Annotated in this window: 12 protein-coding genes and 1 pseudogene; 10 read left to right on the top strand and 3 right to left on the bottom strand. The window is 63.7% G+C overall.

Annotation, left to right across the window (positions count from 1 at the left end):
* The first annotated feature begins 33 nt into the window (after positions 1–33).
* The 6 genes and pseudogenes from P9230_RS15940 to P9230_RS15915 form a co-directional block, all read left to right on the top strand.
* Complete coding sequence (locus P9230_RS15940; protein ID WP_095800595.1) at positions 34–1,032, top strand: aldo/keto reductase; 999 nt, start codon at positions 34–36, stop codon at positions 1,030–1,032.
* Between the two features lie 191 nt (positions 1,033–1,223).
* The gene (locus tag P9230_RS15935) at positions 1,224–2,219 is read left to right on the top strand and encodes an ABC transporter substrate-binding protein (protein WP_067004132.1); all 996 of its coding nucleotides are present in this window, start codon (positions 1,224–1,226) and stop codon (positions 2,217–2,219) included.
* 154 nt (positions 2,220–2,373) lie between these two features.
* Positions 2,374–3,927, top strand: coding sequence for a sugar ABC transporter ATP-binding protein (locus tag P9230_RS15930; RefSeq protein WP_095800596.1), 1,554 nt, complete (start codon positions 2,374–2,376; stop codon positions 3,925–3,927).
* Complete coding sequence (locus P9230_RS15925; RefSeq protein WP_127215389.1) at positions 3,924–4,889, top strand: ABC transporter permease; 966 nt, start codon at positions 3,924–3,926, stop codon at positions 4,887–4,889. Before P9230_RS15930 ends, P9230_RS15925 begins: the two co-directional genes overlap by 4 nt.
* A gap of 68 nt (positions 4,890–4,957) precedes the next feature.
* Positions 4,958–5,974, top strand: a complete 1,017-nt coding sequence (locus P9230_RS15920) for a zinc-binding alcohol dehydrogenase family protein (protein ID WP_278119850.1) — start codon at positions 4,958–4,960, stop codon at positions 5,972–5,974.
* An 84-nt stretch (positions 5,975–6,058) separates the two neighbouring features.
* A pseudogene (locus P9230_RS15915) lies at positions 6,059–6,298 on the top strand (transposase); the annotation flags it as partial.
* A gap of 146 nt (positions 6,299–6,444) precedes the next feature.
* Here the strand turns inward: P9230_RS15915 and P9230_RS15910 are convergent.
* From P9230_RS15910 to P9230_RS15900, 3 genes are all read right to left on the bottom strand, one after another.
* Entirely contained in the window at positions 6,445–7,296 is an 852-nt protein-coding gene (locus P9230_RS15910; protein ID WP_127215388.1) for a sugar phosphate isomerase/epimerase, read from the bottom strand.
* 84 nt (positions 7,297–7,380) lie between these two features.
* Positions 7,381–8,568 carry a Gfo/Idh/MocA family oxidoreductase gene (locus P9230_RS15905; protein ID WP_127215391.1) on the bottom strand — a complete coding sequence of 396 codons (1,188 nt, stop codon included), beginning with the start codon at positions 8,566–8,568 and terminating at the stop codon, positions 7,381–7,383.
* A gap of 152 nt (positions 8,569–8,720) precedes the next feature.
* Entirely contained in the window at positions 8,721–9,776 is a 1,056-nt protein-coding gene (locus P9230_RS15900) for a sugar phosphate isomerase/epimerase (protein ID WP_127215387.1), read from the bottom strand.
* Positions 9,777–10,175: 399 nt separating this feature from the next.
* Here P9230_RS15900 and P9230_RS15895 point away from each other — a divergent pair, with 399 nt between their 5' ends.
* The 4 genes from P9230_RS15895 to P9230_RS15880 are packed head-to-tail and all read left to right on the top strand — an operon-like array spanning position 10,176 to position 13,995.
* The gene (locus P9230_RS15895) at positions 10,176–11,063 is read left to right on the top strand and encodes a sugar phosphate isomerase/epimerase (protein WP_066989944.1); all 888 of its coding nucleotides are present in this window, start codon (positions 10,176–10,178) and stop codon (positions 11,061–11,063) included.
* Between the two features lie 60 nt (positions 11,064–11,123).
* Positions 11,124–12,293 carry a mandelate racemase/muconate lactonizing enzyme family protein gene (locus tag P9230_RS15890; protein WP_127243361.1) on the top strand — a complete coding sequence of 390 codons (1,170 nt, stop codon included), beginning with the start codon at positions 11,124–11,126 and terminating at the stop codon, positions 12,291–12,293.
* Between the two features lie 2 nt (positions 12,294–12,295).
* Complete coding sequence (locus P9230_RS15885; RefSeq protein WP_067318961.1) at positions 12,296–13,012, top strand: FadR/GntR family transcriptional regulator; 717 nt, start codon at positions 12,296–12,298, stop codon at positions 13,010–13,012.
* A 5-nt stretch (positions 13,013–13,017) separates the two neighbouring features.
* The gene (locus tag P9230_RS15880) at positions 13,018–13,995 is read left to right on the top strand and encodes a hydroxyacid dehydrogenase (RefSeq protein WP_278119846.1); all 978 of its coding nucleotides are present in this window, start codon (positions 13,018–13,020) and stop codon (positions 13,993–13,995) included.
* The last annotated feature ends 12 nt before the right edge of the window (positions 13,996–14,007 follow it).

The following is a 14,007-nucleotide window of genomic DNA, read 5'->3' as shown; positions in this document are numbered from 1 at the left end:
CGACCGCCGGTCGAACGGCAAAGGGAGGCTTTGATGAACAAACGCCGGATCGGCGCGACCGCGCTCGAAGTCACCGAAGTCAGCTTCGGCGGCGCCGCCATCGGCGGCCTTTATCGCGCCTGTCCGCGCGAGCCCGCAATGGAAACGCTGCAAGCGGCCTGGGACGGCGGGCTGCGTTACTTCGACACCGCGCCCTTCTACGGCTTCGGCCTGTCGGAGCGGCGCACAGGCGATTTCCTGCGTGAGAAGCCGCGCTCCTCCTATGTGCTCTCGACCAAGGTCGGCCGCCTGTTCCGGCCGGTGCCGGAGGACCAGGTTCCCGATCACTCCTATGTCGATCCGCTACCCTTCGCGCTCGACTACGACTATTCCTATGACGGCATCATGCGCTCAGTGGATTTTTCCTACGCGCGGCTCGGCCTCAACAAGATCGACATCCTGTTCGTCCACGACATCGGCGTCTACACGCATGGCGTCGAGAAGACGAAGCTGCATTTCCGTCAGCTGATGGACGGCGGGCTGAAGGCGCTGGAGGAGCTGAAATCGTCCGGCACGATTTCCGCCTACGGTCTTGGCGTCAACGAGGTCCAGATCTGCCTTGACGTGCTTCGCCGCGCGCCGCTCGACTGCATCCTGCTCGCCAGCCGCTATTCGCTGCTTGATCGCAGCGCCGAGGCCGACCTGCTGCCGCTTTGCCGCGAGCGGCGGACCTCGCTGATCATCGGCGGCGTCTTCAACTCGGGCATATTGGCGACGGGACCGGTGCATGGCGCGCATTTCGACTATCTGCCGGCGAGCAAGGATATTCTCGACCGCGTCAGCGCAATGGAGCGCATCGCCATCGGAGGTGGCTATCCGCTGGCCGCTGCCGCGTTCCAATTCCCTCTGCACGAGCCTGTCGTTGCCTCGGTGCTGACCGGCACCGCCAAGCCCGCTAATCTGACGCGCAATCTCGAACTGCTGGATGTCAAGGTAGCGGCGGCGGAATTTGCCAAATACGATCCTTATACGATCGTCCAGCAGCTTGGCTGAGATGCGGAGATCCAGCAGACCGATCAGCTGCCACGCCATCACGCAAACGGCATGAGACACCGCTTGCATCGATCAGGGCAATGCACTATCAAAATCGAGCAAATGTTTTTTATTGATAAAGTTCTGTTTGGCTTGCGCCTATCCAGATGGAGCTTCCGAACCTTCACCGGGCGATTTTAGGGAGGAACCTAATGAAATTCGTAACCAGCCTTCTCAACCGCCGCGCCTTCGTGGCTTTAGCCGCCGCCTCAATGCTCGCCGGTGCGATGCATTCGGCACCCGCCTCGGCGGCCGACGTGACCATCCCAATCATCGTCAAGGACACGACTTCGTTCTACTGGCAAATCGTGCTGGCCGGCGCCCGCAAGGCCGGCAAGGATCTCGGCATCAACGTGCCGGAGCTCGGCGCCCAGGCCGAAACCGACGTCAACGGTCAGATCTCGATCCTCGAGAACGCCGTCGCCGGCAATCCGGCCGCGATCGTGATCGCGCCGACCGAGGCCAAGGCGCTCGGCAAGCCGATCGACGAGGCGGCGACCAAGGTCAAGGTCATCGGCATCGACTCCAGCGCCGAATCCAAGGCCTTCACCTCCTTCCTCACCACCGACAACGTCCAGGGCGGCCGTGTCGCGGCTGACGGTCTCGCTGCCGCGATCGGCGCCGCCAATGGCGGCAAAGTCGAGGGCAAGGTTGCGCTGATCACCGCGCTGCCCGGCGCCGGCTCGCTCGAGCAGCGCGCGCAAGGGTTCAAGGAACAGCTCAAGGCGAAATATCCCGGCCTCGAACTGGTCGCCGACAAATATGCCGACGGTCAGGCCACCACCGGCCTCAACATCGCGACCGACCTGATCACCGCCAATCCGGACCTCAAGGGCATCTTCGCCTCGAACCTGATCATGGCGCAGGGCGTTGGCCAGGCGATCGCCGAGAACAACCTCGCCGGCAAGGTGGCGCTGATCGGTTTCGACAGCGACGAGAAGCTGATCAAGTTCCTCAACGACGGCGTCATCTCCGGCCTCGTCGTCCAGGATCCATACCGGATGGGCTACGACGGCATCAAGACCGCCTTAGCCGCCTCGAAGGGCGAGAAGGTCGAGGCCAATGTCGACACCGGCGCCAATCTCGTGACCAAGGACAACATGAAGGATCCGAAGATCGACGCGCTGCTCAACCCGAAGCTCAACTGATCTTCGCGACATTCGTTTCCGGGGCTTCGCCGCCCCGGAAACATCGCCGCGGACAGTTTGGAAATCCGCCGGCTTACTTTAGGCTCTGCCTTCTAGATGCGCGCCAGACGCATCGCTGCGTATCCAACGGTTGGATCAATCTGGGAGGATTGTTATGACGTCGACGGCGCAGGAACTGCACCCGCCCCCCACGCTGAAACCGGGCAGGACCATCCTCGAGTTGAAAGGCCTGGAAAAGCGCTATCCCGGCACGCATGCGCTGAAGCCGGTGGACCTTGCCTTCAAGTCGGGCGAGATCCACGCCATCGTCGGCGAGAACGGCGCCGGCAAATCGACGCTGATAAAGCTTTTAACCGGCGTCATGCCGCGCACCTCCGGCGAAGTCGTCTGGGAAGGTAAACCCGAGGCGCTGGCCACGCCGCACGAGGCGATGGCGCTCGGCATCAATGCCGTCCACCAGGAGGTCGTGCTTTGCCGCCACCTCACCGTCGCCGCCAACATGTTCCTCGGCGAGGAGAATTCCCGCTTCGGTCTGTTGCAGCAGCGCGCCATGGTGAAAGAAGCGCAGAAGATCATCGATGGGCTCGGCTTCGACCTGCCCGCGCATGTCATGCTGGGCGACCTCACCATCGGCCAGCAGCAGCTGATCGCCGCCGCCCGCGCCACGGTACGCGGGACAAAGTTCCTCATCTTCGACGAGCCGACCGCCTACCTCACCCGCAAGGAGGCCGACCAGCTGTTCAAGCTGATCCGCCGTCTGAAAGGCGAAGGCGTCACCATCATCTATATCAGCCACCGCATGGAGGAGGTGTTCGAGCTTGCCGACCGTGTTTCGGTGCTGCGCGACGGCACCCTCGTCGGCACGCGCAACATAGCCGAGACCAGCGAGCCGGAACTGGTCAAGCTGATGATCAACCGCTCGATCGAGCAGATCTACCACAAGGAGCATTTCACGCCGGGCGCGACGATCGTCGAGACTCGGAATCTCTCCGGCAAGGGTTTCGAGAACGTCTCGGTGACTGTCCGCGCGGGCGAGATCGTCGGACTTTACGGCTTGATCGGAGCCGGCCGCAGCGAGTTCGTCACCACGCTTTACGGCCGCCACAGGAAGTCGGCCGGTCAGATCCTGTGGCAAGGCAAGGAGGTGCAAGTCAACTCCGAGCATGACGCGATAAGGCTCGGCATGGCCCTCGCCCCCGAAAGCCGCCGCGACCAAGGCCTCTGCCTCAACCTGCCGGTCGGCACGAATCTGAACCTGCCGATCTACAAGCGCATCTCGAGCAATCTTCTGATCTCAGGCTCGCGCGAGAAGGCCGAGGCCGATCGCCAGATAGCCGATCTCAGGATCAAGACGCCGACCCGCCACGCGCTGGCCTCCAGCCTGTCGGGCGGCAACCAGCAGAAGATCGTCATCGGCAAATGGCTGGCGCATGGCGCCAAGCTGTTCATCTTCGACGAGCCGACGGTCGGCGTCGATGTCGGCACCAAGGCCGAGATTTACCGGCTGTTCTCGACGCTTCTGTCCAAGGGCGCCGGCATCATCCTGATCTCGTCCTACCTGCCGGAAGTCTACGAGCTCGCCGACACGCTGCATGTGTTCCGCCGCGGCAAGCTGGTCGCCACGCATGGCTTCCGCACCGCCAGCCATGAGGACATTTTGGGCCAAGCGCTGGCCGAGAAACAAGAAAAGACGGGAGGACAAAAATGAGCACCGAGGCGATCCCCGCCGAAAAGCCGAAGCGCAATTACAACGCCCTGTTCGGGCTGACGCTGCTCGGCTTGTTGCTTTTGATGTGGATCGTGCTGGCGGTCGCCACACCCTCCTTCGCCACGACGCTCAACATCACCAATCTTTTGCGTCAGGGTTCGCTGATCGCCATCCTCGCGGTCGGCCAGACCTTCGTCATCATCACCGGCGGCATCGACCTCTCGGTCGGTGCCGTGGTCGGCTTCACCACCGTCATTGTAGCGCTTCTGATCAATGCCGGCTGGCCGATCTGGGCGGCTGTGCTCATTACCTTGCTCGCCGGCGTCGCCATCGGCCTGTTCCACGGCTTCGGCATCGTCAAGATGGGCCTGCCGCCCTTCATCATCACCCTGGCCACGATGACGTCGCTGCGCGGCATCGGCCTCTTGATGACCAACGGCAATTCGATCTCGATCAACAGCGACCCTTTCCAGGCCTTCTCGCGCGGCTCGGTTCTCGGCATCCCCTATCTGTTCTGGATGGTGATCCTGGTCGCCATACCGTCCTACGTGTTCCTGCACCACACGCGCTGGGGCCGCTATTTGTTCTCGGTCGGCTCCAATGCGGAGGCAGCGCGCCTTTCCGGCGTGAACGTGCCGCGCACCATCTTCATGGCCTATATCCTGTCCGGCCTGCTCGCGGCTTTCGTGGGTGTGCTGCTTGCCTCGCGCATCGGCATCGGCAACCCGACCCAGGGCGACACCTATGAGCTGCAGGCTATCGCCTCGTCGGTGATCGGCGGCACCTCGCTGTTCGGCGCCATCGGCTCGGTGCATGGACCGCTGATCGGCTCCTTCATTCTTTCGACGATCAACAACGGCGCCAACCTGCTCAACGTCAACACCTTCTGGCAGCGCGTCATCACCGGCCTGCTGATCATCGTCATCGTCTACTTCGACGGCCTGCGCCGTCGCGGCAAGTAATCGTTCCTGAAATGACGCGCCGGCCCCGATCGAGCGGGGCCGACGCCCCTTAAACACTGGATCAGCGCATGAAAGCCGTCGTCTGCCGCTCGCCTGGCGACCTTGTTCTCGAAGACCGCGCCGAACCCGGCGCGCCGCCGCCCGGCTGGGCGCGCATCGCAGTCAGCCATGTCGGCATCTGCGGCACCGACTATCACATCTTCGAAGGCAAGCACCCGTTCCTCGCCTATCCGCGCATCATGGGCCACGAGGTCTCGGGCACGGTCGTCGAGCGAGGTGACGGCGTCGAGCTTGCTATCGGCGAGCCGGTGATCATCAACCCGTATCTCGCCTGCGGCCAATGCGTTGCCTGCCGGCACGGCAAGCCGAACTGCTGCGTGAGGATCGAGGTGCTCGGCGTCCATCGCGACGGCGCCATGTGCGACGAGATCCTGGTGCCGGCGCAAAATCTTTATCCGGCAAATGGCCTATCGCTGGGTGATGCCGCCGCCGTCGAATTCCTGGCCATCGGCGCACACGCCGTGCGGCGCTCGCTTAGTGCGCCCGGCCAGCGCACGCTGGTCATCGGCGCCGGTCCGATCGGCCTTGGCACGGCACTGTTCGCCCGCATCGCCGGCCTCGATGTCAGCCTGCTCGACATGAGCACCGAACGGCTCGCTTTCGCCGAAAGCGAGCTCGGCTTTGCCGCGCTCGACGGCTCGAAAGCACAGGCAGCCGATCTGGTGCGGCAGGCGTCCGGCGGCGAAGGCTTCGACCTTGTGTTCGACGCCACCGGCAACACGCAGTCGGTGCAGTCCGCCTTCACCCATGTCGCGCATGGCGGAGCGCTGGTTTTGGTCAGCGTCGTCAAGGACGACATCACCTTCTCCGATCCCGAGTTTCACAAGCGCGAGATGACGCTGGTCGGCAGCCGCAATGCGCTCAGAGCAGACTTCGACCATGTCGCCGCCTCGATCCGCAACGGCGCCGTGCCGCTGGAGAAACTCGTCACCCACCGCACGACCCTTGCCGATACGCCGCGCGATCTAGCGCGCTGGGCGCACGAAAAATCCGGGTTGATCAAAGCGGTTATCGAGGTCGGATAGGGAGGCCCGACCCGCCCGTCGATGACGACCTCAGGGGTTGTCGCCCTTGATGACGACGTCGAAGGCTAGTCGGAGGCGACTGGCGTCCATGAGCGGTTGTTGCGCCATGCGCTGGCCAAGTCCGGCGTGCCGTTCTCGCCGCACAACCCGGCACACACCCACCACTATGCGAAGTCGACAAGACGGCGCGCCAAGACCGATCGTCTCGATGCCGCACAAACCTCGCAGCCGCTCAGGGTCCAAGAACTGGCCATCATCGCCGTTGCAAGGAAGCTCCTGGTCGTCCTCAATGCCATCATTCGAGACAAAACAGCCTTCGCATGAACACAGTAATGCCGTTCCCTAAGCCGTAGAATGCAGCCGGTGCAGAATTGCATCGTGGCGGAGCGTCGACGTCACGGAATGGGTCCTCGGGTCTCGGCGTCCGCTTCGCTCCCGCTCCGCCCGTGGATGACGAATGGAGAGGGCGTTTAAGCGGCAGCCTTCCACCCATCTCTGATATGCCGATACCCTTCGCGATAAACTGCCTCCGGGCTCTCTGCGAAATCCCGCCACACCTTGGTCGCTGCCGCCAGATCCTTCAGTGACCGGCCGAACGACTCGATCGTAAGCCAATCGTCATAGCCGCTCTTGCGGATCGCCGCGAAAGTCTCCTTCCAGGGGATGTTGCCGCGCCCCGGCACGCCGCGGTCGTTTTCCGAGATGTGGATGTGGACGACGTTCCGGCGATTGCGCGTATAGGCGCCGATCGGATCGGCCTCCTCGATATTGGCGTGAAAGGTGTCGTACATCGCCTTGATGTGCGGCCGGTCGATCACGTCGACATGCTCGGACAGGTCGTCCATCGTGTTGACCAGATAGCACTCGAAGCGGTTCAGCGCCTCAAGCCCGATGGTGACGCCCCTCTTGCCGGCATGATCGCCAATGGCCCGCTGCGAGGCGACCGAGCGCTTCTTCTCGGCCGCTGTCGGCCCGCTGCCGGAAAAGGCGCCCAGCGTGGAATGCAGCGGCCCGCTCAGCCTGTCCGCGCCGAGCGCCGCGCTGCAGTCGATCGCCCATTTCATGTAATCGATGCCGGCCTTGCGCGTCGCGGCATCCGCAGAGATCAGGTTCATCGCCGGATCTCCCATCGCCGAGACCGCGGTGCGCTCCAGTCCGATGCGATCGAGCATCTCGCCGAGCTTCTTGTAGTCATCCGGTTCGCCCGCGAAGACCGGTATCTCGACGCCGTCGAAGCCGGTTGCCTTGATGTCCTTCAGCAGCGCCTCGTGCTTTTTCGAGACGCTCGTCGTCCACAAGAACATGCACATGCCGATTTTCATCGACACCCCTCCTCTGCGGCCAACCACTTGCGCTAGCGGGTCACAATCCCCCTCATCCGGCCCGTGCCGTCGCCGAGCCCGCCTTTATAGCCTCGTCCACGCCCCGTTCTTCCTCGAAGACTTCACGCACGCCTCGATGAAGGCCATGCCTTCGACGCCGTCCGCGATCGTCGGGAAGGCGACATCCTTGGCAAGCTTGCCGCCCTTTTTGCGCGCCGCGCGGATGGCGCGGGCCGCTTCCTGGTAGATATTGGCGAAGCCTTCGAGATAGCCCTCCGGATGGCCGGAGGGCACGCGGCTGACGCGCGCCGCTACCGGCATCGCGCCGGCGCCCGCCCGGGTCAGCAACTGCTTCGGCTGGCCGAAGGGCGTGTACCAAAGATAGTTCGGGTCGGCCTGGACCCATTCGAGCCCGCCCTTCGAGCCGTAGATGCGCAGCTTCAGCCCGTTCTCGTGGCCGGGCGCCACCTGGCTCGCCCAGATCATGCCCTTGGCCGGATGCTTGTTGCCGACCGGCTTGAAGCGCAACAGCACATTGACGTTGTCGTCGAGCTGGCGTCCCGGCACGAAGGCGTCGAGGTCGGCCGAAAGGGAATCCAGCTCGAGCCCCGAGACGAAGCGGGCGAGGTTGTAGGCGTGCGTGCCAATGTCGCCGAGCGCGCCGCCGGCGCCGGCCTGCTTGGGGTCGGAGCGCCATGAGGCCTGCTTCTGACCGGTCGCGGCTAGGTCTTCGGTCAGCCAGTCCTGCGGATATTCCGACTGCACGATGCGGATGTCGCCGAGCATGCCCTTGGCCACCATCTCGCGCGCCTGCCGCACCATCGGATAGGCTGTGTAGTTGTGGGTGAGCACGAACACCTTTCCAGCCTTCTCGACCAGTGCGGCAAGCTTCTTCGCCTCGGCGAGCGAGGTCGCGAGCGGCTTGTCGCAGATGACGTGGATACCCGCCTCCAGGAAGGCTTTGGCCGCCGGCACATGCACATTGTTGGGCGTGACGATCGCCACTGCCTCGATGCCGTCCGGGCGTTTGGCTTCGGCCTTGGCCATCTCGGCATAGGAGCCGTAGCTGCGTGACGGATCGAGCCCGAGTTCTTCGGCCGAGGCCTTCGCGCGCGCCGGGTCCGACGACAGCGCGCCGGCCACCAGCACGAAGTCGTTGTCCATGCGCGCCGCAATCCGGTGCACCGCGCCGATGAAAGCGCCCTGCCCGCCGCCGACCATGCCGTAGCGGATCGGGCCGCCTCCCGTTTCCGATTTCGATGCGCCGACCATGCTTTCGTTCTCCCTCATGTTGGTTAGCTCCCCCTTGAGGGGAGGTCGATCCGCACAGCGGATCGGGTGGGGTCGCCGGGCGTGGATCTCGGCATAAACCGACCCAGCCCGGCCCTTTGGGCCACTCTCCCCTCGAGGGGAGGATAAAGGTGCTAAATCCCCATCATCGCGCGCAGCAGCTTCTTGTCGCTGGTGCCGCCGGCGAAATCATCAAAGGCCCTTTCGGTGACCCGGATGATATGATGCTGGATGAAGGGTGCGCCTTCGGCCGCGCCGTCCTCGGGATGCTTGAGGCAGCATTCCCATTCCAGCACCGCCCAGGAACCGTAGTTGTACTGGGTGAGCTTGGAGAAGATGCCGCTGAAATCGACCTGCCCGTCGCCGAGTGAACGGAAACGCCCGGCACGGTTCACCCAGCCCTGATAGCCCGAATAGACGCCTTGCCGCCCCGTCGGGTTGAACTCGGCATCCTTGACGTGGAAGGCCTTGATCCGCTCGTGGTAGATGTCGATGAACTCGAGATAGTCGAGCTGCTGCAACAGGAAGTGCGACGGGTCGTAATTGATGTTGCAGCGCTTGTGGCCGCCGACCGCGTCGAGAAACATCTCGAAGGTCGCGCCGTCGAACACGTCCTCGCCTGGATGGATCTCGTAGCCGATATCGACGCCGTTCTCATCATAGACGTCGAGGATCGGCTTCCAGCGCTTGCCAAGCTCGGCAAACGCCTCCTCGATCAGCCCAGGCGGCCGCTGTGGCCACGGATAGAGGTACGGGAAGGCGAGCGCGCCGCTGAAGCTTACCGACGCCTTGAGGCCGAGATTCTTCGATGCTTTGGCGCCGAATTCCATCTGCTCGACCGCCCATTTCTGCCGGGCCTTCGGATTGTTGTGCACCTCGGGTGGCGCAAACCCGTCGAACTGCGCGTCGTAAGCCGGATGCACCGCCACCAACTGCCCCTGCAGGTGCGTCGACAGTTCGGTAATCTCGACGCCGGCTTCAGTGCAGATGCCCTTGACCTCGTCGCAATAGGTTTTCGATGACGCCGCCTTTTTCAGGTCGAACAGGCGTCCGTCCCAGGTCGGGATCTGTACGCCCTTGTAGCCGAGCCCGGCCGCCCATTTGGTGATTGAAGCCAGCGAATTGAACGGCGCGGCGTCGCCCGCGAACTGCGCCAGAAACAGGCCGGGACCCTTCATCGTCGTCGGCATCGGCATCCTTCCTCTCTCGTTCTCATGGACCAAGCATAGCGCCGATTGAAGCGAGGGCTAGCCTCTTCGACCGTTCGTCTCGGCGCCGACAAGTAGCGGCATTCTGGTATTACCAAATACGGCTGTTTGGTCAAGCGGCCAGAAACAGCTGGAATGCGATCCGCACGATTGCCGAAAGGTATCTTAATCTATTCAAATCAAAGCATTGACTGATGAGTTGAGCCCAATAGGTGGTCTCCTTGCCGTTACTGTGAATTTGCTGTAGAGGTTCTGTCAGGCCCAATTGGTCGAACCAGTTTCGAGAAAAACACTGGAACGCCGTGGGGAGGAGATCATACGACGGGCTCGGTGGAGAACGTCGCGAAAAACGTGACAGGCGAATTCTGGGAAGGATAGACCATGCATCTTTCGACGCACAACTGGATGCGGGCGGAGCCGCTGGAGGTGACGCTGAAGCGCATCAAGAAGTTCGGCTATGAGTCGATCGAGATTTCCGGCGAGCCCGAGCAGTACAAGACCAAGGAAACGCGCGCGCTCCTGAAGGAGCACGGCATACGTTGCTGGGGTTCGGTGACGCTGATGCTGGGCGAACGCAACCTTGCTGCCAAGAACCAGGGCCAGCGCGAGCGATCGGTACAATATGTCAAGGACGTGCTGACCATGGTGAGCGAGCTTGACGGCGAGATCATCACGCTGGTTCCCGCCACCGTCGGCAAGGTGGTGCCCGACGGCACCGAGGCGGAAGAGTGGGGCTGGGTGGTGGACGCCACGCGCGAATGCTTCGCGCATGCCAAGAAGGTCGGCGTCAAGATCGCCGTCGAGCCGCTCAACCGCTTCGAGACCTACCTCTTCAATCGTGGTGCCCAGGCGCTCGCGCTCGCGGATGCGGTGAGCCCGGAATGCGGCGTCTGCCTCGACGCCTACCACATCCATATGGAGGAATTTAACGTCTATGACGCCATCCGCCAGGTCGGCAAGCGCCTCTACGACTTCCATGTCGCCGACAACAACCGCTTTGCCGCGGGTCTCGGCCAGATCGACTGGCCGAAGATCGTCGGCACGCTGAAGGAGATCGGCTATGACGGCGCGCTGACCAACGAGTTCGTCGCGCCGGTCGACCGCACGCCGGCCGCCCCTTATCCGGAGATGGTGGAGCGCAACCCGGTCGACATCTCGCCCGAGCAGCTCAAATTCATCCAGGATCACGGCTCCAGCGTGCTCACCGAGAAGTTCTACACCGATCAGATGCGCATCACCGCCGAAACGCTGCTGCCGCTGATCAAGTAGACCGGTCCGATTGGAGCTTAGCCCTACCGTCCTCGCCGGGCGGCGGGTCCGGGGATCAAGATGCGTATAAGAAGCGTCCAGGCCTGGTGGGTTCGCATACCGATCGAAGTCGCAAAGCAGCATCGCAGCGACTTCGGTCAGGTGACGACGTTCGACGCCGCCATCCTGCGCGTCGAGACCGATGACGGCCTGGTCGGCTGGGGCGAGGGCAAGAACGCCGCCGGCAGCGCCGGCAGCTATGGCGCGCTGGTCCACATGCTGAACCACGAGATTGCGCCGCAGCTCATCGGCCGCGATCCGGCCGATATCGGTATCATCTGGGAGATGCTCTACAACGGCGTGCGACACCACACGGCGGCCCATGCCGGCCATGCCATGCCCCAGCTGGCGCGGCGCGGCATGAGCGTGGCGGCGATCAGCGCGGTCGACATCGCGCTTTGGGACATCCTCGGCAAGTCGCTGGGGCAGCCGGTCTGGCGGCTGCTCGGCGGCCGCAAGGTCGAGCGCATGCAAGCCTATGCCTCGGGCGGCTGGGCGCCAGCCGATACCATCGGCGACCAGCTCAAATCCTATATCGCCAAAGGCGGCTTCAAGGCGCTGAAGATGCGCATCGGCGCCATGGACGGCGCCCCGCATATCTCGGCCGCGCGCGTCCGCGCCGCCAGGGAAGCGATCGGTCCTGACGTCGAACTGATGGTGGACGCGCACGGCACCTACACCGTCGCCGAGGCCAAGCGCTTCATCAGCCTCACCGCCGATCTCGATCTGGCTTGGTTCGAGGAGCCGGTGATCGCCGACGACAAGCACGGTATGGCCGAGGTGCGCGCGTCCGGTTCTACCCCGATCGCCACCGGCGAGAGCGAGGCGACCCGCTATGCCTTTCGCGATCTGGCCGTGCTGAAATCGGCCGACATCTTCCAGCCTGATCCCGCCTTCTGCGGCGGCATCAGCGAGGCGATGAAGATCGGCACCATCGCCAGCGCCTTCAACCTGCGCTTCGCGCCGCATCTGTGGGCCGGCGCGCCCTGCTTCTTCGCCGGACTGCATGTCTGCGCGGCTTCCCCCGCGACCTTCATCGTCGAGTATTCGCTGGGCGCCAATCCGATGATCCACGATCTCGTCGAGGAGACTGTCGAAGCAAAGGACGGTATGATAGCGATCCCTGAAAAGCCCGGATTGGGTTTCACCGTTTCGGAGCGATTCCTGGAGGCGCACGCGCTACGCATTTGACGATGAAAGAAAAGAACCTTCTTGCGGAACTCGCCGCCTATCTGTTCTCCAACTCGGACAAGGAGTCGGGCCGCACGCCGTCGGAGCGCGAGCTGGCGGAGCATTTCGCCGTCAGCCGCGGCCAGATCCGCGAGGCGCTTGCCATCCTCGAAGCGATGCGCATCGTCGAGCGCCGCGCCAAGTCCGGCATCTATATCGATACCAAGCAGGCGAGCGTGGAAGCGTTAGCGCTTTTCGCCCGCGCGGGCCTGCCGCTGGATCCGGTGCAGATCTACGAGACCGTCGAGCTGCGCAAGATCCACGAGATCAAGGCGGCCGAGCTTGCCTGCTCACGCGCCACCGAGGAGAATTTCGAGCGGCTGCGCGAGATCCTGAAGGCTTCCGAGGAGCGCATCGCCGCCGGCGAAGGCCTCGCCAAGGAAGACCGCGAGTTCCACCTCGAAATCGTGCGAGCGACCAAGAACGGCGTCTTCCACAACATCTGCAGCGTCTATTACCTGATGGGCGAGCAGCGCCTGCCGATCTATTTCAACGATCTGGAGCGCAGCATGCGCTCGCATGCCGAACACATCCAGATCTACGAGGCGCTGTTGCGCCGCGACGGCAACCTCGCCCAGGCGCTGATGAGTGCGCACCTGCAAGGCGCCGAGAGCTACTGGAAGGGGATCATCGAAGGTCGCTGGACCGAGCCGAAGAGCGCGGCGCTCGAAAGGGCCTGAGCTTCATGCGCAAGATCCTGTCGACGCACCCGCTACATCCGCGCGCGACAAGCATGCTGGCGGGAGCCGGCCGGCTGGTCGTCGCGTCCGCGCTCGATGCAAGAACGCTGGCTGCCGAGGCGAAAGACGCCGACATCGTCATCGTCCGAGCGCCGCTGCCGCCGGAGCTGTTCGCGGGCGCGTCCCTGTTGCGCGCCGCGATCCGCCATGGCGCGGGACTGGACATGATCCCGGTCGAGGCGGCCACCGCCGCCGGCGTGCTGGTGGCGAACGTGCCGGCCGTCAATGCCCGCTCGGTGGCCGAACATGTAATGTTCACGGCGCTGGCGCTGCTCAGGCGCTTCCGCATCATGGATCGCGACCTGCGCGCCAAGGGCTGGCTCGCCGGGCGCGAGCATGCCAATTCGACCAGCGAGCTCGCCGGCAAAACGATCGGCATCGTCGGCCTTGGGGCCGTCGGCCAAGCCGTCGGCCACATCGCCGCGCACGGCTTCGATCTCAAGGTCGTGGCGACGACGCGCAGCCTGCGCCCGGCGCCCGAGCGCGTCGGCTTCCTGTCGATCGACGCGCTGGTCGAGCAGAGCGACATCATCGTGCTCTGCTGCCCGCTGACTGAGGAGACGCGCGGCCTGATCAGCCGCGAGCGCATCGCCCGCATGAAGCCCAATGCGCTGTTGATCAATGTCTCGCGCGGGCCGGTGGTCGATGACGAGGCGCTGATTGAAGCGCTGCGAAAAGGCCGTATCGGCGGTGCGGCGCTCGACGTCTTTGCGACCCAGCCGCTGCCGCCGAGCCATCCCTATTTCAGCTTCGACAACGTCATCATCACTCCGCATATGGCCGGCATCACCGAGGAATCGATGATGCGCATGGGCGTCGGCGCTGCGAACGAGGCCTTGCTGGTGCTTGCCGACAAGCTGCCGGTCAACCTGCGGAATCCGGAAGTGATCGAGCGTTACCGTCGGCGCTTTCCGGCCGACTGATTGCGCCGCTGC

This window comes from Mesorhizobium sp. WSM4887 (assembly GCF_029625865.1).
Classification (GTDB): domain Bacteria; phylum Pseudomonadota; class Alphaproteobacteria; order Rhizobiales; family Rhizobiaceae; genus Mesorhizobium.
Note: the sequence above shows the minus strand (reverse complement) of the source record. Positions and strands in the feature narration are given on the sequence as shown.

Coding starts and splice junctions, on each gene's coding strand:
- P9230_RS15935 (WP_067004132.1), top strand. CDS start 1,224: ATGAAATTCGTAACCAGCCTTCTCAACCGCCGCGCCTTCGTGGCTTTA.
- P9230_RS15920 (WP_278119850.1), top strand. CDS start 4,958: ATGAAAGCCGTCGTCTGCCGCTCGCCTGGCGACCTTGTTCTCGAAGAC.
- P9230_RS15905 (WP_127215391.1), bottom strand. CDS start 8,568: ATGGTCGGCGCATCGAAATCGGAAACGGGAGGCGGCCCGATCCGCTAC.
- P9230_RS15880 (WP_278119846.1), top strand. CDS start 13,018: ATGCGCAAGATCCTGTCGACGCACCCGCTACATCCGCGCGCGACAAGC.
- P9230_RS15885 (WP_067318961.1), top strand. CDS start 12,296: ATGAAAGAAAAGAACCTTCTTGCGGAACTCGCCGCCTATCTGTTCTCC.
- P9230_RS15930 (WP_095800596.1), top strand. CDS start 2,374: ATGACGTCGACGGCGCAGGAACTGCACCCGCCCCCCACGCTGAAACCG.
- P9230_RS15890 (WP_127243361.1), top strand. CDS start 11,124: ATGCGTATAAGAAGCGTCCAGGCCTGGTGGGTTCGCATACCGATCGAA.
- P9230_RS15910 (WP_127215388.1), bottom strand. CDS start 7,296: ATGAAAATCGGCATGTGCATGTTCTTGTGGACGACGAGCGTCTCGAAA.
- P9230_RS15900 (WP_127215387.1), bottom strand. CDS start 9,776: ATGCCGACGACGATGAAGGGTCCCGGCCTGTTTCTGGCGCAGTTCGCG.
- P9230_RS15925 (WP_127215389.1), top strand. CDS start 3,924: ATGAGCACCGAGGCGATCCCCGCCGAAAAGCCGAAGCGCAATTACAAC.
- P9230_RS15940 (WP_095800595.1), top strand. CDS start 34: ATGAACAAACGCCGGATCGGCGCGACCGCGCTCGAAGTCACCGAAGTC.
- P9230_RS15895 (WP_066989944.1), top strand. CDS start 10,176: ATGCATCTTTCGACGCACAACTGGATGCGGGCGGAGCCGCTGGAGGTG.